The 20,956-nt window shown below is 67.0% G+C and carries 18 protein-coding genes; 13 read left to right on the plus strand and 5 right to left on the minus strand.

Annotated features, from left to right (window positions below; genetic code table 11):
- The first annotated feature begins 197 nt into the window (after positions 1 to 197).
- On the plus strand, positions 198 to 1,124 hold the full coding sequence (locus RhoFasB10_RS02820; protein WP_068420662.1) for a methylenetetrahydrofolate reductase: 927 nt from the start codon (positions 198 to 200) through the stop codon (positions 1,122 to 1,124).
- On the opposite strand, the gene RhoFasB10_RS02825 is transcribed toward RhoFasB10_RS02820, so the two are convergent.
- The 5 genes from RhoFasB10_RS02825 to RhoFasB10_RS02845 are packed head-to-tail and all read right to left on the minus strand — an operon-like array spanning position 1,107 to position 6,099.
- Positions 1,107 to 2,282: a glycosyltransferase gene (locus RhoFasB10_RS02825; RefSeq protein ID WP_254303365.1), complete on the minus strand. Its 1,176-nt coding sequence runs from the start codon at positions 2,280 to 2,282 to the stop codon at positions 1,107 to 1,109. The genes RhoFasB10_RS02820 and RhoFasB10_RS02825 overlap by 18 nt on opposite strands.
- On the minus strand, positions 2,279 to 3,013 hold the full coding sequence (locus tag RhoFasB10_RS02830; protein ID WP_068420664.1) for a DUF3153 domain-containing protein: 735 nt from the start codon (positions 3,011 to 3,013) through the stop codon (positions 2,279 to 2,281). Before RhoFasB10_RS02830 ends, RhoFasB10_RS02825 begins: the two co-directional genes overlap by 4 nt.
- Before the next feature lie 35 nt (positions 3,014 to 3,048).
- Positions 3,049 to 3,870: a carotenoid biosynthesis protein gene (locus RhoFasB10_RS02835; protein WP_068420665.1), complete on the minus strand. Its 822-nt coding sequence runs from the start codon at positions 3,868 to 3,870 to the stop codon at positions 3,049 to 3,051.
- Positions 3,867 to 5,480, minus strand: coding sequence for an NAD(P)/FAD-dependent oxidoreductase (locus RhoFasB10_RS02840; RefSeq protein ID WP_084423502.1), 1,614 nt, complete (start codon positions 5,478 to 5,480; stop codon positions 3,867 to 3,869). Before RhoFasB10_RS02840 ends, RhoFasB10_RS02835 begins: the two co-directional genes overlap by 4 nt.
- Positions 5,481 to 5,490: 10 nt before the next feature.
- On the minus strand, positions 5,491 to 6,099 hold the full coding sequence (locus RhoFasB10_RS02845; protein WP_068420667.1) for a GNAT family N-acetyltransferase: 609 nt from the start codon (positions 6,097 to 6,099) through the stop codon (positions 5,491 to 5,493).
- 187 nt (positions 6,100 to 6,286) lie between these two features.
- Here RhoFasB10_RS02845 and RhoFasB10_RS02850 point away from each other — a divergent pair, with 187 nt between their 5' ends.
- The 12 genes from RhoFasB10_RS02850 (at position 6,287) to murG (ending at position 20,951) form a co-directional block, all read left to right on the plus strand.
- Positions 6,287 to 6,736, plus strand: a complete 450-nt coding sequence (locus tag RhoFasB10_RS02850; protein ID WP_068420669.1) for an SAV_6107 family HEPN domain-containing protein — start codon at positions 6,287 to 6,289, stop codon at positions 6,734 to 6,736.
- Positions 6,737 to 6,967: 231 nt separating this feature from the next.
- A complete protein-coding gene (locus RhoFasB10_RS02855; protein WP_068420670.1) occupies positions 6,968 to 7,408 on the plus strand; it encodes a DUF3040 domain-containing protein in 441 nt (146 codons plus the stop codon).
- Positions 7,409 to 7,920: 512 nt separating this feature from the next.
- Positions 7,921 to 8,352: a division/cell wall cluster transcriptional repressor MraZ gene (gene mraZ / locus RhoFasB10_RS02860; RefSeq protein ID WP_068420672.1), complete on the plus strand. Its 432-nt coding sequence runs from the start codon at positions 7,921 to 7,923 to the stop codon at positions 8,350 to 8,352.
- A 227-nt stretch (positions 8,353 to 8,579) separates the two neighbouring features.
- On the plus strand, positions 8,580 to 9,587 hold the full coding sequence (rsmH, locus tag RhoFasB10_RS02865) for a 16S rRNA (cytosine(1402)-N(4))-methyltransferase RsmH (RefSeq protein ID WP_174551338.1): 1,008 nt from the start codon (positions 8,580 to 8,582) through the stop codon (positions 9,585 to 9,587).
- Positions 9,584 to 10,315, plus strand: a complete 732-nt coding sequence (locus RhoFasB10_RS02870; RefSeq protein WP_240930840.1) for a hypothetical protein — start codon at positions 9,584 to 9,586, stop codon at positions 10,313 to 10,315. The genes rsmH and RhoFasB10_RS02870 overlap by 4 nt, the downstream gene beginning before the upstream one ends.
- A 106-nt stretch (positions 10,316 to 10,421) precedes the next feature.
- Positions 10,422 to 12,377, plus strand: coding sequence for a penicillin-binding protein 2 (locus RhoFasB10_RS02875; RefSeq protein WP_167674213.1), 1,956 nt, complete (start codon positions 10,422 to 10,424; stop codon positions 12,375 to 12,377).
- 195 nt (positions 12,378 to 12,572) lie between these two features.
- Complete coding sequence (locus RhoFasB10_RS02880) at positions 12,573 to 14,171, plus strand: UDP-N-acetylmuramoyl-L-alanyl-D-glutamate--2,6-diaminopimelate ligase (protein WP_068420678.1); 1,599 nt, start codon at positions 12,573 to 12,575, stop codon at positions 14,169 to 14,171.
- Complete coding sequence (murF, locus tag RhoFasB10_RS02885) at positions 14,168 to 15,658, plus strand: UDP-N-acetylmuramoyl-tripeptide--D-alanyl-D-alanine ligase (RefSeq protein ID WP_068420679.1); 1,491 nt, start codon at positions 14,168 to 14,170, stop codon at positions 15,656 to 15,658. The genes RhoFasB10_RS02880 and murF overlap by 4 nt, the downstream gene beginning before the upstream one ends.
- Positions 15,659 to 15,730: 72 nt before the next feature.
- Complete coding sequence (gene mraY / locus RhoFasB10_RS02890) at positions 15,731 to 16,810, plus strand: phospho-N-acetylmuramoyl-pentapeptide-transferase (protein WP_068420681.1); 1,080 nt, start codon at positions 15,731 to 15,733, stop codon at positions 16,808 to 16,810.
- An 87-nt stretch (positions 16,811 to 16,897) separates the two neighbouring features.
- Complete coding sequence (gene murD / locus RhoFasB10_RS02895) at positions 16,898 to 18,334, plus strand: UDP-N-acetylmuramoyl-L-alanine--D-glutamate ligase (protein ID WP_084423516.1); 1,437 nt, start codon at positions 16,898 to 16,900, stop codon at positions 18,332 to 18,334.
- Complete coding sequence (gene ftsW, locus RhoFasB10_RS02900) at positions 18,331 to 19,800, plus strand: putative lipid II flippase FtsW (protein ID WP_240930841.1); 1,470 nt, start codon at positions 18,331 to 18,333, stop codon at positions 19,798 to 19,800. The genes murD and ftsW overlap by 4 nt, the downstream gene beginning before the upstream one ends.
- Positions 19,797 to 20,951, plus strand: coding sequence for an undecaprenyldiphospho-muramoylpentapeptide beta-N-acetylglucosaminyltransferase (gene murG, locus RhoFasB10_RS02905; RefSeq protein WP_068420683.1), 1,155 nt, complete (start codon positions 19,797 to 19,799; stop codon positions 20,949 to 20,951). Before ftsW ends, murG begins: the two co-directional genes overlap by 4 nt.
- Positions 20,952 to 20,956: the final 5 nt, after the last annotated feature.

Raw genomic sequence — 20,956 nt, forward strand, 5'->3', positions numbered from 1 at the left:
ACTCGATTCACGAGTGGGGGACGAGGTCAGGTCTCCGGACAGGGGATCCTCCGTAACGGGCAGGTGGGCGGGCTGGCCGGAGCCAAGCCTAATGGGTGATTCCGACAGACGAGCCTGCCGTGACGGCGCGCCCCCGGCGAAACTATGATGAGCCGGTGACATCCGATGCCGTCAGGGGGCGGTCAAGTGACGGGTGGGTGACTCGGACTCCATCGATAGTCGATCGCCTACGGACGTCGAGCGACTCCCGTATCCCGTTCTCGGTCGAGTTCTCGCCGCCTCGCGACCACGATGCCGAGGCTCGGCTCTGGCGTGCGGTTCGTGAGTTCGAACAGATGCAGCCTGCGTTCGTCTCGATGACGTACGGGGCAGGTGGGTCCACCCGCGATCGGACCGTTCGGGTGACCGGCCAGATCGCCGAGGAGACCACGTTGCTGCCCGTGGCGCATCTGACCGCGGTCTCGCACAGCATCGCCGAATTGCGGTCGATGGTCGGCGCTTACGCCGATCGCGGCATCTCCAACATTCTCGTGCTGCGCGGTGACCCGCCCGGCGATCCGTTGGGGGACTGGGAGAAGCACCCCGAGGGCGTCGAATACGCCGAGGAATTGGTGTGTCTCGTGCGGGAATTGGGCGATTTCCACGTCGGCGTCGCGTCGTTCCCCGAGGGCCACTATCGCGCGGTGGACCTCGAGCATGACACGCGAGTGCTCGTGAACAAGCTGCGTGCGGGCGCCGAGTACTCGATCACCCAGATGTTCTTCGACGTCGACGACTATCTGCGCCTGCGTGATCGGGTGGTGGCCTTCGATCCCGAACAGGGTGCCAAGCCGATCATTCCCGAGATCATGCCGATCACGTCGCTGCGGTCGGTACGACGCGCACTGTCGTTGTCCGGTTCGGCGCTGCCTCGCCACATCGACGATCGGTTCGTCAAAGCTGCAGGCACCGGCTCGGAGGAGGATCGCGCGGCGGTGCGCGAGGTCGGCATCGAACTCGCGACGTCGATCGGAGAGCGGCTCATCGCCGAAGGCGCGCCTGCGCTGCACTTCATCACGCTGAACTTCGCGCGGGCTACCCGCGAGGTGCTCGTCAACCTGGGGCTGTCACCGGCTCGGGTCTGACCCCGGCGGTGTCACGAGCGGACGACTCTTCCATGTGAGGGCGCCGCGACCTCGGCGTCGATGCGATTGCACGCCCAGCCACAGATAGAGGCCGACGGACACCGGGTGCGCCGACGCGGCCGCCACCTGCCCGGTGAGGCGCCCGGGCCCGGACTCCGACCGCGCCGCAGCGACTCGTGCGACGACGGCTGCCGCGTACCCGAGCAGCCCGGCGCGGCGGACCGTACCGGATCCGAACACCGCGGCGACGGGAGGCACCAGGTAGGCGAGCGTCATCGCCGCCGAGATCGACGCGGTACCCGTACGGCCGCCGAATGCGGACCACAGCCAGCGTGTGTATCCGTCGCGCAGGTCGTCCCAACCGTCGTACATGCGACAGCAGACGTAGCCCGCCCCCGACGCGACGGCGGTGCGACGGCCGCCACGGCGTAGGACGCGTGCGATGTCGAGATCCTCGGTCGCGCTCGACGCGACGGATTCGTGTCCGCCGACGTCGCGGTAGGCGGCCGCGTCGAACACCATCATCTGACCGCACGCCACCACGGTGGAGGGGCGCAGCGATCGGTCGGCGACGCGAACCGGCAGCGTCGACATCCACGAGAAGCTCAGCAACGGTTGCACGAGCCGTTCCGCGACGGTGGCCGCGAGTTGCTCGGGCCACGGGCACAGCAGCGCGACGCCGAGGAGGCGTCGGGCATCGACGGCAGCCTCGATCGCACCACTGCCGAGTCGGACGTCGGCGTCGAGAAACACGAGAACGTCGGGGTCGAACGCGGCAGCGAGGTCGGCGAGGCGTCGGCACGCGGCGGCCTTGCCCGTCCAGCCGTCGGGCGGCGGAACCGACTCGGACACGACGTGGAAACGGGGGTCTCCCTCGGTCGCGGCGTGCGCCGCAGCGGCCGTGTCGTCCGACGACCCGTCGTCCAGAATCATCACGGTCAGACGGCCCCCGTAATGCTGAGAGCGTAGATCGGCGATCAGAAGCGGCAGATCGCGTTCCTCGTCGCGCGCAGGAACACAGACCACGACGGACTCGGGTGTGGATCCGTCACGAGGGGGACGCAAGCGAGGCATGCTGGCGGCGTTTGCCACCGACATGACGGCGGACGCACACGCCAGAGCGGCGCCGGCCAATACGACGGGACGAGCAGAGATCACGCAGTAGGCGTGTTGTCGGGTCCGGCGCCCGCGGGTGCATCGGCGCCGACGCGTCCCACCGGCGGGTTACGCGTGACCCAGGCCATCGCCGCGACGATGGCCGCGACTCCGACGGTGACGCCGCCGACGATGCCCGCCCAACCGGCGAAACTCCTGGTGTTCGGATCCGGATAGCTGACCTCGGCCCGCATCGTGGTGACCTCGCCCGCAGGCAGTTTCCACGTGATGATGTTGTCGCCGTCGCGGGTTCCGTTGGTGGTTCCGATCCGCGCGGGGAACGCGATCGTGAACTGAACGTCCGAACCCTGCACGGGAACGGTCTGCAGGTCGGCCTTGCCGTCGAGAGTCACCTGATCGCCGCTGCGGTGCAGTGCGATCTGGAAACTGCCGGTGGCCTGATCGTTCATCGATCCCAGCGTCTGCACATCGCCGAACGACAGGTCCGAGAACCTGGCCGTGGTGCCCACGTACCCGTCCTGCCTGTACTCCTCGATCCTGATCTTGTCCTGAAGCGTCGTCGGTGCGGTGAGCGTCGGACCGGTGTCGGTGTCCGACGCCGGAACCGTCGCCGCGACGATCTGACCCGACACACGATCGTCGGCGGAGATCCCCATCGACACCTGTACGCGGAGGCATCCGGTGAGCAGCGGCGCGACGAACAACGCCAGCGCGAGCGCCGACAACAGCCGACGCCGGGTACGGGATCTGCCTTCACGGGTTGTCGACTGCACAGCGACATCGTGCCAGACGCGGCCGCGTCACCGCGTCAGGGAGTTGCCGTTGCGGCGCGTCCGACTTCTCGGCGCAACGCGACGAGGAAAGGAATGCCGACGATGCCCATCGCGCAGAACCCGTAGATCGCCGAGAACCGCAGCTCGTCACCGGCGAGGAACACCGAGTGGGCCAGCGCCGAACCGAGCCATGTCCACACGAACAGAACGAGGGGCGCGGTGTCGGACATGCGCGAATCGGCCGCGCGGCGGACTGCGATTCGATCGCCGACGACGTCGATGACGGCGGCCATGATCAACGCCGTACCCAACCAGCCGAGATAGTTGCTGACCGGGATCGACGGAATTCCCGGCAGACCAGCGATGTCCGACGTCCAGGTCCATTGGCCGTCGGTGACCATCTGCGTGTCGAGGTAGAGGTCCCAGCCGACCATTCCGACGGCCGTCGCGACCACTCGGTGACGTCGTCGACGTCCCTCGGTCATACCGCTGCGATCGAGCACGTAGCCCACCGCGCACCAGATCGGGTAGAAGCCGGCAGTCCAGGCCAACGGGACGACGGCCGGAACACCCAGGATGTCGGGACCCAGCCTGCCCGTCGCGTAGAAGTAGCTGCCGAACGGGAACCCGGTTGCGGTGCCGACGATCTCGGCCAGAATTCCGATGCCCGCTGTGGTTGCGAACAGCACCGACGCCCAGGCGACCCCCCGTGTGACGACGGCGTGCGCCAGCACCGCGGACGCGAGGAACCCCACGACCGCCACGGTCACCAGGTCGCGCCCGGTGCCCGAGACGAGAGGGTAGGTGATCTGAGATGCGATCGCTGCGGCGACGAGACCCCACACGAGCCGGTTCATCGGACCTTGTCACCTATCCATCGACGTAGTCGTCCCTCGCGTGCGTCCTTCACGGCGATCCTGGCGGCGCTGCGGCCGGATGCGGCCGAGACTCCGCCGCCGGGGTGTGTCGATGCCCCCGTCAGATACAGACCGGGTGCGTCCGGAACTCGATGAGACGACAACTGCGGTATCGGTCGCCACATCATCATCTGGTCCAGTGACATCTCGACGTGCATGATGTTGCCGCCGATCATCCCGAGTTCACGCTCGATGTCGGCCGGGGACTGCACGTGGCGCGCGAGAACCGACTCGTCGAAACCCGGTGCGTACGAGCTGATCTCGGCGACGATTCGGTCGCCTTCCCACTCGGCCACGTCGCGGGCGTCGACGCGGCCCCCGTCCCCACGCCACGCCCGGTTCCCCGACAGGGTGTGCGGATGCCACTGCGACCAGAGGGAGACCTGGTGTTGGCCCGGGGGAGCGACGCTCGGATCCAGTGCGGTGAAGGACATACCGAGCACCACGGGAGTCGGAGGAAGTTCCCCGGCGGAGGCGGCCCCGTGCGCGAGACGCAGGTGGGCACGATCGCGCACCAGCAGTTGGAGTCCGCTCGTGGCGTGCGACGGGTCCTCCGCACTCGCGTATCGAGGGAGCGCGTCGGTCGCGAGGCGGACGGCCATGCCGATCCCCGGTCCGACGCGGACAGCTCGACGCCACCCGTCGATCCGGCCTCGGTCGTAGCCGCCTGCGGCGAGGAGATCCAGTGTGGCGAGGACGTGACAACCCGCGACGACCATGCGGCTTCGCAGAGTGCGGCCCGACGTCGTCGTCGTCACCCATTCGTTGTGCCGTCGCGACACCGAGACGACGGCGTCGCCGAGGGCGATCGAGCCTCCCGCAGAGGTGAGCTTCGAGATCAGCGCCTCGGTGAGGGCGCCACTGCCGCCGATCGCGCGTCCGGGCGGGAGCGTGTGCATCAATGCTGCGAACCCGACCATCGGCGCCGTTCCCGGCTCCGACATCGGCGGACCCGACTGTGCACCGAACCACGCGAGAGCGGCCTTGAGCCGTTCGCTGTCGAACGTCTCGTCGAGCAGTGCATCGCCGGTGGTCAGAAATTCCCGCGACAGCGCGCTACCGCCGTCGGGGGCGCCGAGTCCCCAGAAGGAGCGGAGGAGATTCGGGCCTGTCGGAGGCGCCGAGAACGCACGCATCGTGCGTGCGCTACGGGGTCCCCAGACGTCGACGAATCGGCGGTATGCGGCCGCGTCGGAGGAGCCACACGCACGGGCGATGGATTCGCAGGTGCGGTCGAGGTCGCGGTGAAACACGAGCGCGGGCTCGTCGGTGCCGGGGGCTCCGGGAGCGAACGCCCACGGATCGCAGTCGACGTAGCGCAGTCCGTGTTCCGCCAGGCCCAGCTCCTCGATGACCCCGGTATGACGGACCATGATGTGCGCGGACGAGCCGCGGTCCACCCGATGTCCCGGGAAGCGCTCGGCGGAGGACACACCACCCCCGGCTATGACGTCGCGTTCGAGCACTTCGACGGCCATGCCGGCCTCGGACAGGTAACAAGCGGCGGTCAGGGCGTTGTGTCCCGAACCGACGACGACGACGTCGATCACGTCTTACACGCTACGGGGCCGCCGAGACTTCGATCGGCAGCGTGCGGCCGAGCACCGCGAACGGTCGTCGATCGCCCGCGAAGGTGAAGTCGCGCAGTACGTCCTGAAAACCGAGCCTGCGATACAGCCGCCACGCGCGGTTGGCCTCGTGGGCGACCTCCGGTGTGGACAGCAACACCGTTCGTTCTTCGCGCCCGTGCAGGAGGCGGTGCGTGAGGGCGGCGCCCAACCCGTGTCCCTGCGCGCTCGGCTTGACATGCAGTTCGGTGAGTTCGAAGTAGTCCGACAGGACGGAATCGACGTAGTCGGCGCTGCACCCGGACCTACGCAGGCCGTCGCGTACCTGCTGATGCCACCACTGGTGTCGGGCTCCGCGATAGCCGTACGCGATGGCGACCATCGGTGTGTCCGGCGTCGGAAGCACGGCTGCAACCCCACGCCATCCCGGTCGAAGTACGTGCTCGTTCCACATCGGTGCGCGGTGGTACTCCGTGCCACGCGGATACCCCATGGCCTCGACGTAGATCGACAGCGCCTCGGGCATGCGTTGCCGGATCTCCTGGGGGGAGAGGTCCACCAGGTAGGGGGTCGTTTCCGCGTCGGTGTCGACTGTTCTCAACCTTTCCTTGACTACTTGTCGGTGGGCACAGCTATATTGAATATGTCGAACGGGTGTTCGATGTCGGCGATCCGGCGGGTCTCGAGGGAAGCGAGACTCGCCGGGTTCCGACCCTAGAGCTTTCATCATGGTCCGGGCGTGTCGGAATGTGATCACGAACGGCGTATCGAACAGGAGGTGTTCGAGTATGGCCACACAAGTTATCCGTGCCGATGTACGTCCGCCGGTGTCGCCGCGTGCCAGGGTGCTCCTCGGTCGAGCCGACGCATTCCTGTCTCGGTCCATCGGTGCTGCGGATGCTACCGAGCGATTCCTCGACTGCTACATGGCCGCTCTGCGAGGTGCTGCCGCGATCCTCGAGGTCAGTCCCGTGTCGACCTCTCGCGCACGCTCTCGCAGTGCGTGGGTTCTGCTGAGCAAGGCCGCACCCGAGTTCGACGCGTGGTCCGAGTACTTCTCCGGCTACTCGTCCATCAGGGCGGACGTGCAGGCCGGGTTGTCGCGTTCGATCGACGACGTGGAGGCCGACGCGTTCTATGCCGAGGTAGGTCGGTTTCTGCACGCCGTGGAGGATTTCATCGGTGCCGACACTCGGCTGGATCGCGCGGACGGCGCACGTCGCTCGATGACGGCGTGAGCGGGTGAAGCGTGTTTCGGCGTGTAATGCGTAACACCGCAAATCGGACTCGAGAAGTGCGTGCGTGTGTCCTGTACAGCAGTTCTTCCAACAATTTCAGGAACTCGTCGAGCGAGTAGGTGGTAAGCAGTCGATTCTGCTCGTATCATTGGACTCAGGTAGCCGCCAAGGTCAGCTTCCCGTCGTTTCACACCCGAAATGACTATCAATTTCTGTGCAGGGGGAGGTACCGTGCCACTCTCCGAGCACGAGCAGCGCATGCTCGACCAGATCGAGAGCGCTCTCTACGCCGAGGATCCCAAGTTTGCTTCTCACGTCCGTAGTGGACGTATGCGCACTGCATCGAGCAAGCGCCGCTTCCAAGCAGCAGCTTTGTTCGTGCTGGGGCTTGTTCTGCTGATCGCGGGGTTGGCTCTGCCGGTGAAACCCGGTGGATTCCCTGTGATCAGTCTCGTCGGCTTCGTCTTCATGTTCGGTGCGGGCGTCCTGTTCCTTCTCGGCGGATCCCGTAAGGGTGCTCCTGCAGCGCAAGAAGGTGCATCGGGCGAGGGTAGTTCCGGTCGGTCCTCAGGGGCTGGTGGTTCGGGACAGAAACCCAAGTCCGGACGGAAGGGCGGCGGCTTCACCTCGCGCATGGAAGATCGCTTCAGACGGCGGTTCGAACAGGAGTAGACGCGGGGACGCCCGGACCGTGATCGGCCGGGTCGAGTAGTACAAATGCAAATTCGCAACACCGGAGCGGTGCCTCACGACGTGAGGCACCGCTCCGGTGTTTCTGGTGTCAGTCAGTCGACCCTGTCGACAGCCGCGAACGCGCCGGCCCGTCGTGTGAACCCGGTCGCGAGCCCCACTGCGCGCGGGGACAAGCCCTCCGGAATCGACGAATCCCCACTTTCCTCCACTTCGCCGCCGTCGTCGCCGACATTCCCCACTTCGACCCACGCTGTACGGATTTCGCCGATCCGCCGCGACGCGGGACTTCATCGACCTGCGGAAATAGGCGTGGGCGACGGGTGCAGCGCGTGATCCTTGCGATTGCGACCCGAGTTTTCCCCACCTTCCTCCACGCGTCGTACCTGCATGTTTGTGCCGCGTCACACAAATTCTTCGCTCGGTGGGGTTGAAGGTGGGGCAAAGTGGGGTAAAGTGGTGGACAGCGGAGAGCCCGGGCTGGGAGGTGTCGAGTGTTCCTCGGTACCTACACGCCCAAGCTCGACGAGAAGGGTCGATTGACGTTGCCGGCAAAGTTTCGCGAAGCACTCTCGGGAGGTGTGATGGTGAGCAAAGGGCAGGATCACAGCCTCGCCGTCTACACGCGCGAAGAGTTCGCCGAGCGTGTTCGCCGACTCACCGAAGCGTCCCGATCGAACCCCGTGGCACGGTCCTACATTCGTCAATTGGGCGCAGGCACCGACGAGCAGCAGGTCGATGCTCAGGGCCGAATCACGCTCAGTGCCGAACATCGTCGGTACGCAAATCTCGGTCGAAACGTCGTCGTGAACGGATCGATCGAATTCATCGAGATCTGGAACGACGAGGCGTGGGCTCGGTACTCCAGCGAGAGCGAACAGAGCTTCTCCGACGCGTTCGACGAATCGCTCGGAGGGATCTTGTAGCTCCCTTCGATCACCGCCGAGTGCCGCGAGGCCTCTGCCCGATCAGAACCCTGACGTACTTCCCCGACGCCAGGTTTCGCAGATCAGGACCCTGACGTTCTTCCCCAACGCCAGGTTCCCTATCGGACAGGGACCTCGAGGCATTCAGCACACCATCGATCGACCAGCTCGCCGCCCGGCGGCGAGCAGAAGCAAGACCGGGAGGAATCATTGTGGCAGGCGAGGACATTTCGCCCGACCCGGATAGCGCTCCCGAGCCGTCGACACCGAAGCATGTTCCGGTTCGACTGGGTAGAGCAGACGAGCTGCTCGGTCCCGCGCTGATCGCGGCAGACGAACACGGCGGCGGAGTGATGATCGACGCCACGCTCGGACTCGGGGGACACTCCGAACACTTTCTTCGCACGTACCCCAACATCCGGTTGATCGGACTCGATCGCGATCCGAACGCTCTCGAGCTCGCGTCGGCACGCCTGTCCGAGTTCTCGTCGCGGACGACATTCGTGCACACCACGTACGACGGAATCGCGATGGCCCTCGAGCAAGCAGGGTTGGACGAGCACGACACCGTGCACGCAATCCTGTTCGACCTCGGTGTCTCGTCGATGCAACTCGACGAGGCGGATCGTGGGTTCGCGTACTCGGTGGACGCACCGCTGGACATGCGGATGAATCCGACGACGGGCATCACTGCGGCCGACGTGCTCAACACGTACAGCCACGGCGAGATCGCGAGGGTGCTGAGCACGTACGGCGAGGAACGATTCGCCGGCCGAATCGCGTCCGCGATCGTACGACGCAGGGAGACGACACCGTTCACGACCAGCGGACCGCTCGTGGAACTGCTGTACGAGTCCATTCCTGCAGCCACCCGTAGAACGGGCGGGCATCCCGCGAAGCGAACTTTTCAGGCTCTCCGTGTCGAGGTGAACGGAGAGCTCGATTCGTTGGAGAAAGCCGTACCTGCCGGGCTCGACGCACTGGCGGTCGGCGGTCGCGTGGTGTTCATGTCGTACCAATCCCTCGAGGATCGGGTCGTCAAGAAGCATCTCGCGCCTCGCATCAAATCGAGATCGCCCGAAGGGCTCCCGGTCGAATTGCCCGGCATGGGACCGGAATTCCGGATGCTGACCCGCGGCGCCGAGCGCGCTTCGGACGAAGAAATCGAAGACAACCCGCGTTCGGCGCCCGTGCGCCTGCGTGCAGCCGAGCGAATTGCGAGGAGAGCGGCATGACCATCACCGCGGGTTCTGCAGGAACCAAGCGCACCCGTCGCACCCGGTCGTCCGATGACGGCGCACCACGGTCGGGTGCCGCTCTGCGCGCGTACGAGCGTCGACAGCAGCGCGCATCGACCCACGGTGTCGCGGTTGCGCCGAGCAGCAGTCACGGGGCTGCGCGCGTCGGGGGGTCCGGCGCGTCGATCGCGGCGCGAATCCCGTTCGTGGCGTTGATCATCGGGTTGTTGACGCTCGGGCTCGGACTGACGTTGCTGCTGACCACGCGGTCGGCGGGGGACTCGTACGACCTCAGCGACGCGAAGGCGTACAACGAACGTCTCGTGCAGGAACGGGCGTCGTTGCAGCGTGACGTCGAACTTGCCGATTCCGCACCCGAACTCGCTCGGAAGGCGGCCGAACAGGGCATGGTCCCGGCCGCGAACGCCGCACGACTCGTCGTGTCGCCGGACGGAAGCGTTCAGGTCATCGGTACGCCCGCTCCGGCCGAGGGCAAGCCCGTCGCACCGTTGGATCCACCGGCTACCGACGCCGACACGCCTCGGCTGCAGACCAGTTCGCAGCAGTCGACCAGCACGCAACCGACCGCGAGGGCTGCATCCTCGGCTCCTCCGGCGTCGGCCGCCACGCCGAACACGTCCAATAACGCCTCGTCCGAGGCTTCCGGTGAACAATTGGTTCCCATGAGTACCCCGTCGGCCAGTCCAACGGGTAGTCCGCAGTGACACGCCCGGGAGTGGAGCCTGCAGGAATGACCCGGATATGCGCGGGAGTGGAGCCTGCAGGAATGACCAGGGCAAGCGCGGGAGTGGAGCCTGCAGGAATGACCCGATGACACGGCCGACCACCGGGGCTCCTCGTCGTCGACCGTTGCCGCACAACGCCGTTGGTGGCGCACGTCCGCGTGACGGGGCGCGGGGCCAGCGTCCGGCTCCGCGCGCCGCGGGTACGCCCCGTCCGCCGCGCCGGCCTGGGTCGGGGAAGTTCGATGCGTCGTCGTTCGGCTTCCGACACGGGCTCGGCCGCTGGTTGATGTTCGGCGTTCTCGCAGTTGTCGCGCTGCAGCTCGTGTGGATCATGGGTATCAACGGTTCGCGGCTGTCCGCGGAGGCGGCGTCGCAGCGGACCACGACACTCGTCGACCCCGCGATGCGGGGCTCGATCACCGATCGCAACGGCAAGCCCATCGCGTTCACGATGGAAGCCAAGGCGCTGACGTTTCAGCCCGTTCGGGTTCGGGGCGAACTGGACGACGCACACGCGAAGGACCCGAGCAAGCCGACGACGGACGACCGGCTCGCGGCTATTGCCGCCGGAATCCACGACGCGCTGGGCGATGTCGCGAAAGAGCAGGACATTCTGGCGAAGCTGAAGAGCAACGACACTTTCACCTACCTGGTTCGAGGGGTCGACGCCACCGTTGCGAGCAAGATCAACGACGAGTTCGAGGAAGTCGGTCTCGAACGACAGGACATTCGCGAGTACCCGGGCGGATCTCTGGCGGCCAACATCGTCGGCGCAACCGGATGGGACGGTCACGGTCTCCTGGGCTTGGAGGATGCACTCGACTCGACCCTTGCGGGTACCGACGGTTCGGAGACGTACGACCGCGGCTCGGACGGTGCCGTCATCCCGGGTAGCTGGCGAGACAAGCAGACGGCTGTCAACGGTTCGAGCGTCGAACTGACCATCGACGCCGACCTGCAGTACTACGTCCAGCAGCAGGTCCAGCTCGCGAAGGACCTGTCGGGGGCGAAGAATGCATCGGCGTTCGTGCAGGACGCGCACACCGGCGAGGTGCTCGCGATGTCCAACGACAACACGTTCAATCCCGGAATCGGCGTCGGCAACAACGACCGCAACAAGGAGATGGGCAACCTGGCCGTCTCCACACCGTTCGAGCCGGGGTCGGTGAACAAGATCATCACGGCCGCAGCCGCGATCGAGTACGGACTCACCACCCCCGACGAAGTGCTGCAGGTACCGGGCAACATCTTCATGTCCGGGGTATCGGTCAAGGATGCGTGGGACCACGGCGTCGTTCCCTACACCTCGACCGGCGTGTTCGGTAAGTCGTCGAACGTCGGAACACTGATGCTCGCGCAACGAGTCGGCGAGGACCGTTTCGCGGACATGCTGTCGCGATTCGGACTGGGCCAGCGCAGCAATGTCGGTCTACCCGGTGAGAGTGCGGGCAGCGTGCCCAGCCGCGACCAGTGGTCGGGCGGTACGTTCGCCAATCTTCCCATCGGACAGGGTTTGTCGATGACCCTGCTGCAGATGACGGCGATGTACCAGGCGATCGCCAACGACGGGATGCGGATTCCGCCGCGCATCGTCAGGTCCACGATCGCTCCCGACGGCACGAAGACCGAGACCGAACGTCCCGAGGGCACGTACGTCGTCAGCCCGCAGACCGCGGCGACCGTGCGCGACATGTTCCGCTCGGTGACGCAGGACGACACCGGAAATCAGCGAGGAACCGGCGTCGCAGCAGGGGTCGAGGGCTATCAGATCAGCGGCAAGACGGGTACCGCGCAGCAGGTCGATCCCGACTGCGGCTGCTACTCCAACTCGAGTTACTGGATCACGTTCGCGGGTATCGCTCCCGCGGACGATCCTCGGTACGTGATCGGAATCATGCTCGACGCTCCGACTCGCAGCGCCGACGGCTCGGGCGGTCAATCGGCTGCGCCGCTGTTCCACAACATCGCGAGCTGGATGCTGCAGCGCGACAGCGTCCCGATGTCCTCGGAGGGACGCAGGTTGGTGCTGCAGGCCGACTAGACCCGTTTCGCGAAGAACGTCCTGGTCGGGTCACGATCCAGCATCGACGGCACGTCCCGTTTCACGTCGAGGACGGACTCGCCGGTAACCTGACTCGTCGGCCGAGTCCGGATACGGACGCTGTCACGCTCGGCCGTATCAGGTGAGATTCTCGGTCGCCGCGACCACCTCACAGCCCGAGCAGAAAGGAGCACAGTGCCCGTGCCAGCACCAGGGTCGGCTCCGTCCGACACTCGCCCCTCTCGGCCGCCGCAGACGTCGCTCGACGACATCGCCGCCGCATCGGGCGCCTCGGAAGTCGCGTCGGCCTCGTCGACGCGCCGAGCTGTCACCGGCGTCGACCTTCGCGCCCAGGACATTCGAGACGGAGACCTGTTCGCCGCGCTTCCCGGATCGTCCGTGCACGGTGCGACATTCGTCGCCGACGCGCTCGAGCGCGGCGCGGCAGCGGTACTCACCGATCCGGCAGGCCTCGACATCGTGCGTCGGACGTTCACCGAGATACCGGTACCGGTCCTCGTGCACGACGCGCCTCGCGCGGTACTCGGCGCCGTCTCCGCGCTCGTCTACGGCAACCCGTCGGAACACATGACGGTCATCGGTATCACCGGCACGTCGGGTAAGACCACCACGTCGTACCTTCTCGAGGCGGCACTGACCGCGGCAGGGAAGGTCACCGGATTGATCGGCACCATCGAGACCAAGATCGCCGGATCTCGCGTGCCCAGTGCGCTGACCACCCCCGAGGCCCCGCGGTTGCACGCACTGTTCGCCGTCATGCGCGAGCAGGGCATCGACACCGTCGTGATGGAGGTGTCCAGTCACGCGTTGTCCCTCGGACGCGTCGACGGCACCGTGTTCTCCGTCGGGGCGTTCACGAACCTCTCCCAGGACCACCTGGACTTCCACGACTCGCTGGAGGACTACTTCCAGGCCAAGGCGCGGTTGTTCGCCGCCGATTCGTCCGTCCACACCCGGTCCGCCGCGGTCTGTGTGGACGACGTCTGGGGCAAGCGAATGGCCGAGATCGCCCTGTCTGCAGGCTCGGCCGTCGTCACCGCCTCGGTCGGCGCCGAGTCCGACTGGACCGTCGCCGACGCCGCGACGAACGACGACGGATCGCAGAGCTTCACCGTCGTCGATCCGTCCGGTGAACGGCACCCGGCGTCGATTCGCCTGCCGGGGCGGTACAACGTCGCCAACGCCGTTCTCGCCGCCGCGGTGTGCGCGGCCGCCGGGGTCGACGTCGACCGCGCGATCGCGGGCATGGCCGCCGTCGACGTGCCGGGACGAGTGCAGCGCATCGAACGCGGACAGGACTTCCTCGCCGTCGTCGACTACGCACACAAGCCGGCCGCGGTCGAAGCCGTCATCGAGACGCTGCGAGCGCAGAGCCGCGGACGTATCGCAGTGGTTCTCGGCGCAGGAGGCGATCGAGACACGGGAAAACGCGCGCTCATGGGTGCCGCCGGCGCTCGAGGCGCGGATCTGCTGGTGGTCACCGACGACAACCCACGCTCGGAGGACCCGGCCGCAATACGTGAGGCCGTCGCGTCCGGGGCGCTTGCCGTCGACGCGCACGTGCGCGGCGAGGTTCGCAACGTCGGTGGCCGCGCCGACGCGATCGCCGAAGCCGTGCAGTGGGCGCAGGCAGGCGACGTGGTGCTCGTCGCGGGCAAGGGCCACGAGACCGGACAAGAGGTCGCGGGCGTCAAGCACCCGTTCGACGACAGGCAGGTCCTCGCCGACGCCATCGACCGCAGGATCCACGCAGAATCCGGAGTGACATCGTGATTTCCCTGACGTTGCAGCAGATCGCCGACGTGGTCGGCGGAACCCTGCACGACGTGCCCGACCCGAACCTCGTGGTCGACGGCACAGTCGAGTTCGACTCGCGCAAAGTGACGGCCGGGGGCTTGTTCCTCGCGCTGCCCGGCGCCCGCGTCGACGGACACGATCACGCCGCGGCGGCGATCGACGCAGGTGCCGTCGCGGTTCTGGCTGCACGCCCCATCGGCGTACCTGCGATCGTCGTCGAGCCGACACCGCACGACGGCCGGGCCATGGCCCTCGAACACGATCACGACGGTTCGGGCGCTGCCGTGCTGGCGGCATTGGCGACGCTCGCACGCGCGTCGGTGATGGAGCTGAGCGCGAAGACCGGGCTCACTGTCGTGGGCGTGACCGGGTCGTCGGGCAAGACGTCGACGAAAGACCTGTTGGCGTCGGTGCTGGCGCCACTGGGGTCGGTCGTCGCACCGCCGGGGTCCTTCAACAACGAACTGGGTCATCCGTGGACCGCTCTGCGCGCCGACGAGCAGACCACGTTCCTCGCGCTGGAACTGTCGGCGCGCGGGGTAGGCCACGTCGCGTCGCTGGCACGTACCGCGCCGCCGCGCATCGGCGTCGTCCTCAATGTCGGAACCGCGCATCTCGGCGAGTTCGGATCGCGCCAGAACATCGCGCTGGCCAAGGGCGAACTGGTCGAGGCTCTTCCGAGCGCAGCCGATGGGGGAGTCGCGGTTCTGAACGCCGACGACACACTCGTGCTCGAGATGCAGTCGCGCACCCGGGCTCGCGTCGTGACGGTCGGCCTCTCGTCGGACGCCGACATCCGCGCAACGAATGTCCGGCTCGACGCCGACGCGCGGGCGCGCTTCACTCTCGTGACAGCGGACGGGGAGATCGACATCGCACTCGCCGTCCACGGAGAACATCAGATCGGCAACGCGTTGTCCGCTGCCGCCGTCGCTCTCGAATGCGGTGCAACCCTCGAGCAGATCTCGACGGCTCTGTCCGGTGCGGCAGCCGCGTCGGTGCGTCGCATGGACGTGCGCACCCGAGCTGACGGCGTCACCGTCGTCAACGATTCCTACAATGCCAACCCGGACTCGATGCGGGCCGCGCTCAAGGCGCTCGTGTCGATGTCGCGGTCCGACGACGGTCCGCGCAGGCGCACGTGGGCCGTGCTCGGCGAAATGGCCGAACTCGGGCAAGAATCGATCATCGAGCACGATGCGATCGGGCGACTCGCCGTACGGCTGGACGTCAGCCGGTTGATCATCGTGGAGTCCGGACGGTCGACGAGGGCCATGCATCAAGGTGCCGTGATGGAAGGTTCGTGGGGCGAGGAGTCCATGCTCGTGCCCGACGACGCGTCGGCCATCGAGGTGTTGCGGTCCGAGGTGGCACCGGGCGACGTCGTCCTGGTGAAGGCGTCGCAATCCGTGGGTCTGTGGACGGTCGCCGACGCGCTTCTGTCGGACGGGGTCCAGCAGTGACGACGATGCAGCAGTGAAGACGGTCAGTGAGCGGGACGGGGAGAGACAGACGATGACACCGGAGGCAACGCAGTGAGACAGATCCTCTTCGCCGGAGGCATTGCGCTCGCTGTGGCGATCCTGCTGACGCCAGTGCTGATCAAGGCGTTCTCCAGGCAAGGTTTCGGCCAGGAGATCCGGGTCGAGGGCCCGGCGAGTCATCAGTCCAAGCGCGGCACCCCGACGATGGGCGGCATGGCCATCCTGGCCGGCCTCTGGGCGGGCTACTGGGGTTCGCACCTCATCGGCATCGCGTACGACGCCGACGGCCCGTCGGCGTCGGCACTTCTCGTGCTGGGGTTGACGACGGTCCTCGGCCTCGTCGGCTTTCTCGACGACTTCATCAAGATTCGCAAGCGTCGCAACCTCGGCCTGAACAAGACGGCCAAGCTCGTCGGCCAGCTGTTCGCCGCGGTCATCTTCGGCATTCTCGCGTTGCAGTTCCGCGGCCCGAACGGCCTCACCCCTGGCAGCACACAGTTGTCGTACGTCCGCGACATCGCGACGGTCAGCATGGGTTCCGTCGTCTTCATCCTGTTCTGCTACCTGCTGGTCAGCGCGTGGTCGAACGCGGTGAACCTGACCGACGGCCTCGACGGCCTCGCCGCGGGATCGATGACACTCGTGCTCGGCGCGTACACCGTCATCACGTTCTGGCAGTACCGTCAGGCATGCTCCACCAGCCCGGGCCCGGGCTGCTACGACGTGCGCGACCCGTTGGACCTGGCGCTGATCTGCGCGTCCGCGGCAGGCGCGTGCATCGGGTTCCTGTGGTGGAACGCGGCCCCGGCCAAGATCTTCATGGGTGACACCGGCTCGCTCGCCCTCGGCGGTCTGCTCGCCGGACTGTCCATCGTGACGCGCACCGAACTCATCATGGTCGTCATCGGTGCTCTGTTCGTCGCCGAGGCTGCATCGGTTCTGATCCAGATAGCCGTCTTCCGATCGAGTAGGCGACGCGTGTTCCGGATGGCCCCGATCCACCACCACTTCGAACTCGGGGGATGGGCGGAAACCACGGTCATCATCCGGTTCTGGCTGCTGGCGGCGATCTCCTCGGCGGTCGGTCTCGCGTTGTTCTACAGCGAATATCTCGCGGCAGTCGGAGGGTAGGGCCCAGTGACGCAGGAGTGGAGCCCGCAGGAACGACCAGGGAGACAGACACGACTTCGCGCGCTCGACGACGAGGATCTGACGCGACTGCGCGGGCGCACCGTGCTCGTGGCGGGCGGACGGGTCTCCGGGCTTGCGACGGTCCCGCCGCTGCAGGATCTCGGTGCTCACGTCCTGGTCACCGACTCCGACTCCGGCGCTGTCGCGAAGGCGGAAACGCTCGGTGCCCGAGGAATACTGCAGGACGATCTATTGGCGAACCCGGCATCGTTCGACGACATCGCCCTCGTCGTCACGAGCCCGGGATTGCGCGTCGACTCGCCGGTGCTCGCCGCGGCAGCCGGTCGCGGCATCCCGATCTGGGGTGACATCGAGCTGTCGTGGCGCATCGACAGGGCCGGGCTGTACGGACCGCCGACGCAGTGGCTCGTCGTCACCGGCACGAACGGCAAGACGACCACGACGTCGATGGTGGCGTCGATACTGGAGTCGGCAGGGATCGAGAGTGCGGCGTGCGGCAACATCGGCCTCCCGGTGCTCGACGCGTTGCGTCGGGATCCGCATCCGGCCGCGCTGGCCGTCGAGCTGTCGTCGTTCCAGCTCTTCTGGGCACCGTCGGTGCGTCCGGAGGCGGGCGTCGTGCTGAACATCGCCGAGGATCATCTGGATTGGCACGGCGGTATGGACGGCTACGTTCGCGCGAAGGCGGGCGCGTTGACGGGGCGCGTCGCCGTGGTGGGCCTCGACGACGCGCGGGCCGCGTCACTGGCCTCGGATTCACCCGCCGAACGCGTCGTCGGATTTCGCCTGGGTGAGCCGTCGGTCGGCGAGCTGGGCGTCGTGGGTTCCGATCTCGTCGATCGTGCGTTCGCCGAGCACACGTCGTTGATCTCGGTCGACGACGTGCATCCTGCGGGACCCGCGGGCGTCATGGATGCGCTCGCTGCGGCTGCAGTGACGCGGGCGATCGGCATTGCGCCCGACACGGTTGCGGACGGGCTGCGTTCCTATCAGGTCGGGCCGCATCGCAACGCGGTCGTACGAACCGTTGCGGGCGTGACGTTCGTCGACGACTCGAAGGCCACCAACCCGCATGCCGCGCGGTCGTCGCTGCTCGCGTACGACCGCATCGTCTGGATCGCCGGAGGGTTGCTCAAGGGTGCGGCGGTCGACGAATTGGTTGCCGAAGTAGCTCCGAGGCTCGCCGCGGCGCTCGTCATGGGCCGTGATGGGACGCAGATCGCAGAGGCTGTGGCGCGACACGCGCCGGATGTTCCCGTCGTGACGTTCTCGACGGGAGACGATGCTGATGTGACTCGTGTGGCTGAAGATGCTGATGTAGTGATGCAGGCCGTCGTGCGCGAAGCCGCCCGCCGAGCCGAACCCGGAGACACCGTCCTCCTCGCGCCTGCTGCGGCGTCTCTCGACATGTTCGTCGACTACGGGCATCGCGGTCGCAGTTTCGCCGATGCGGTCTCGGCGCTCACCGACTCCGATGTGGTCGACGGCGGCGAGCAGTCATGAGCACCGGCACCCCGCGCGCCGGAGCACGCGCCAGGGTCGGAGTGTGGCTCGGACGGCCTCTCGCGTCGTTCCACCTGATCGTCACGGTCGCGGCGCTGCTGACGCTGCTCGGCCTGGTGATGGTGTTGTCGTCCTCGGCCGCGGAGGCGTATGCAGCCGACGGGTCGGCGTACTCGCTGTTCACCCAGCAGCTGATCGGTGTGGGTCTCGGCGTCGTCGCGTTCTACATCGCACTGCGAATGTCCGTGCGCTTTCTGCGCAAGATCTCGTTCCCGGTGTTCTGCCTGTCGATCGTGCTGCTGATGATGGTCCTGATACCGGGCATCGGATCCGAGGGAGCGGACGGCGCGCGCCGGTGGTTCAACGTCGCGGGCGTCTCGTTCCAGCCGTCGGAGCTGGCGAAGGTCGCGCTCGTGCTCTGGGGCGCGCACATCCTGGCATCCCGGCGCAGTGAGCACGCGAGCCTGAAGTCGCTGTTGATCCCGTTGGTTCCGGCAGCGCTGCTGATGGCCGGGCTCATCGTGCTCCAGCCCAACCTCAGTACGGCGATCGCGGTCGGCATCATCCTCGTGTCGCTGTTGTGGTACGCCGGTCTCAATGCGCGCCTGTTCGCGATCATCCTGGGCGGCGGTCTGGCCGCGGCGACCGTGCTCGCGTTCACGGCAGGCTACCGATCGAACCGCATCAAGGCGTGGCTCAATCCCGGTGACGATCCCCAGGGCCTCGGATATCAGTCGAACCAGGCCAAGTTCTCGCTCGCGGACGGCGGACCGTTCGGTGTGGGTCTCGGGCAGAGTCGCGCCAAGTGGAGCTACCTCCCGAACGCGCACAACGACTTCATCTTCGCGATCATCGGCGAAGAACTCGGTTTCATCGGATGCATGGCCGTCCTCGGACTGTTCGCGCTGTTCGTCTTCACGGGCCTGCGCATCGCGATGCGGTCGGTCGATCCATTCCTTCGACTGCTGGCTGCCGGGTCCACCACCTGGATCTTCGCGCAGGCGATGATCAACATCGGATACGTCGTCGGTCTGCTTCCGGTGACCGGTCTGCAGTTGCCGCTCGTCTCGTACGGCGGTTCGTCGACGGCGATCACGCTGTTGATGTTCGGCATCATCGCGAACGCCGCGCGGCACGAGCCCGAGGCGATCGCCGCGCTGCACGCGGGCCACGACAGCCGACTCGACCGTGTCCTGCGCCTGCCGATGCCGTCGTCGTTCTCGCCGATGCGCGCGGCAGCCGCACGGTCGAAGTCGACGCGGCCTGCCCTCGACGGTCGTGCGCGCCGCTCGCTCGAGCAGCGCGCCGGGGACGCCAGACGTCCCGTGCGCGCCGACGCAGGTGTTCGTGCTGGTAGGGACGGTCGGGTGCCGTCCGGCGGACGCCAGCCCGAACCGAGTCGGCGGTCTGCACGGCAACCCGGGATGCAACGCCGACATCCGGATGGGCGAGGATACGGACGGTGAACGTACGTACGAGTCCGAAGTCCGTCGTCCTCGCGGGAGGGGGAACCGCGGGTCACATCGAGCCGGCGATGGCTGTTGCCGATGCGCTGCGCGAGCTCGATCCCGATGTCCGTATCACCGCGCTCGGCACATCTCGTGGCCTCGAGACCACGCTCGTGCCGGCGCGCGGCTATCGACTCGAACTGATTCCGCCGGTCCCGCTTCCGCGTAAGCCGACGGTGGACCTGCTGAAGCTGCCCGGGCGCGTCGTCGCATCGGTCCGACGCACGCGGAAGGCGCTGAAGGATGCCGACGCCGACGTGCTCGTCGGATTCGGGGGATACGTGGCACTGCCTGCGTACCTGGCGGCACGCGGTGGTCTCGGCAAGCGTCGTTCCGTACCGATCGTCGTGCACGAGGCGAATGCGAGCGCAGGTATAGCGAACAAGGTCGGAGCCCGGCTCGCGACGCGTGTCCTCGCGGCCGTGCCCGGATCCGGTGTCTCGATGCGCGGCGCCCGGGATGCCGAAATCGTCGGAATCCCGGTGCGGCCGACCATCACCGGGTTGGACCGCGTCGCGTCCCGTGCCGCGGCGCGTGAGCACTTCGGTCTTCCCGCCGAGGGGCCGGTGCTGCTGGTGTTCGGCGGATCGCAGGGTGCCAGGTCGCTCAATCAGGCGGTGTCCGGGGCCGCGTCGGCACTCGCCGACGCGAAGGTGTCGGTTCTGCACGCACACGGCCCGAAGAACACCGTCGACGTCGGACCCACCGACCCCAGCGCGCCGTACGTGGCCGTGCCGTACGTCGATCGGATGGATCTGGCGTACGCCGCAGCCGATCTCGCCGTCTGCCGCTCGGGCGCGATGACCGTCGCCGAGGTGTCCGCGACCGGACTGCCCGCGGTGTACGTTCCTTTGCCACACGGAAACGGTGAGCAGGAGCTGAACGCGCGGCCGGTCGTCGACGCCGGTGGAGGTTTGTTGGTGACCGACGCGCAGATGAACGAGAATTTCGTGGCGACGGAGATCGTCGGCCTGATCACCGATCCCGAGCGGCTCGGGTCCATGGCGCGAAACGCGGCCGGGGCAGGCCACCGCGACGCGGCGGCGACCGTCGCGAAGATCGTGCTCGACGTCGCGTCGGCACACGAGAACGGCGCGCTCGCGACGTGAAGACC

It is taken from the genome of Rhodococcus sp. B10, from assembly GCF_011770055.1.
Classification (GTDB): Bacteria; Actinomycetota; Actinomycetes; order Mycobacteriales; family Mycobacteriaceae; genus Rhodococcoides; species Rhodococcoides kyotonensis_B.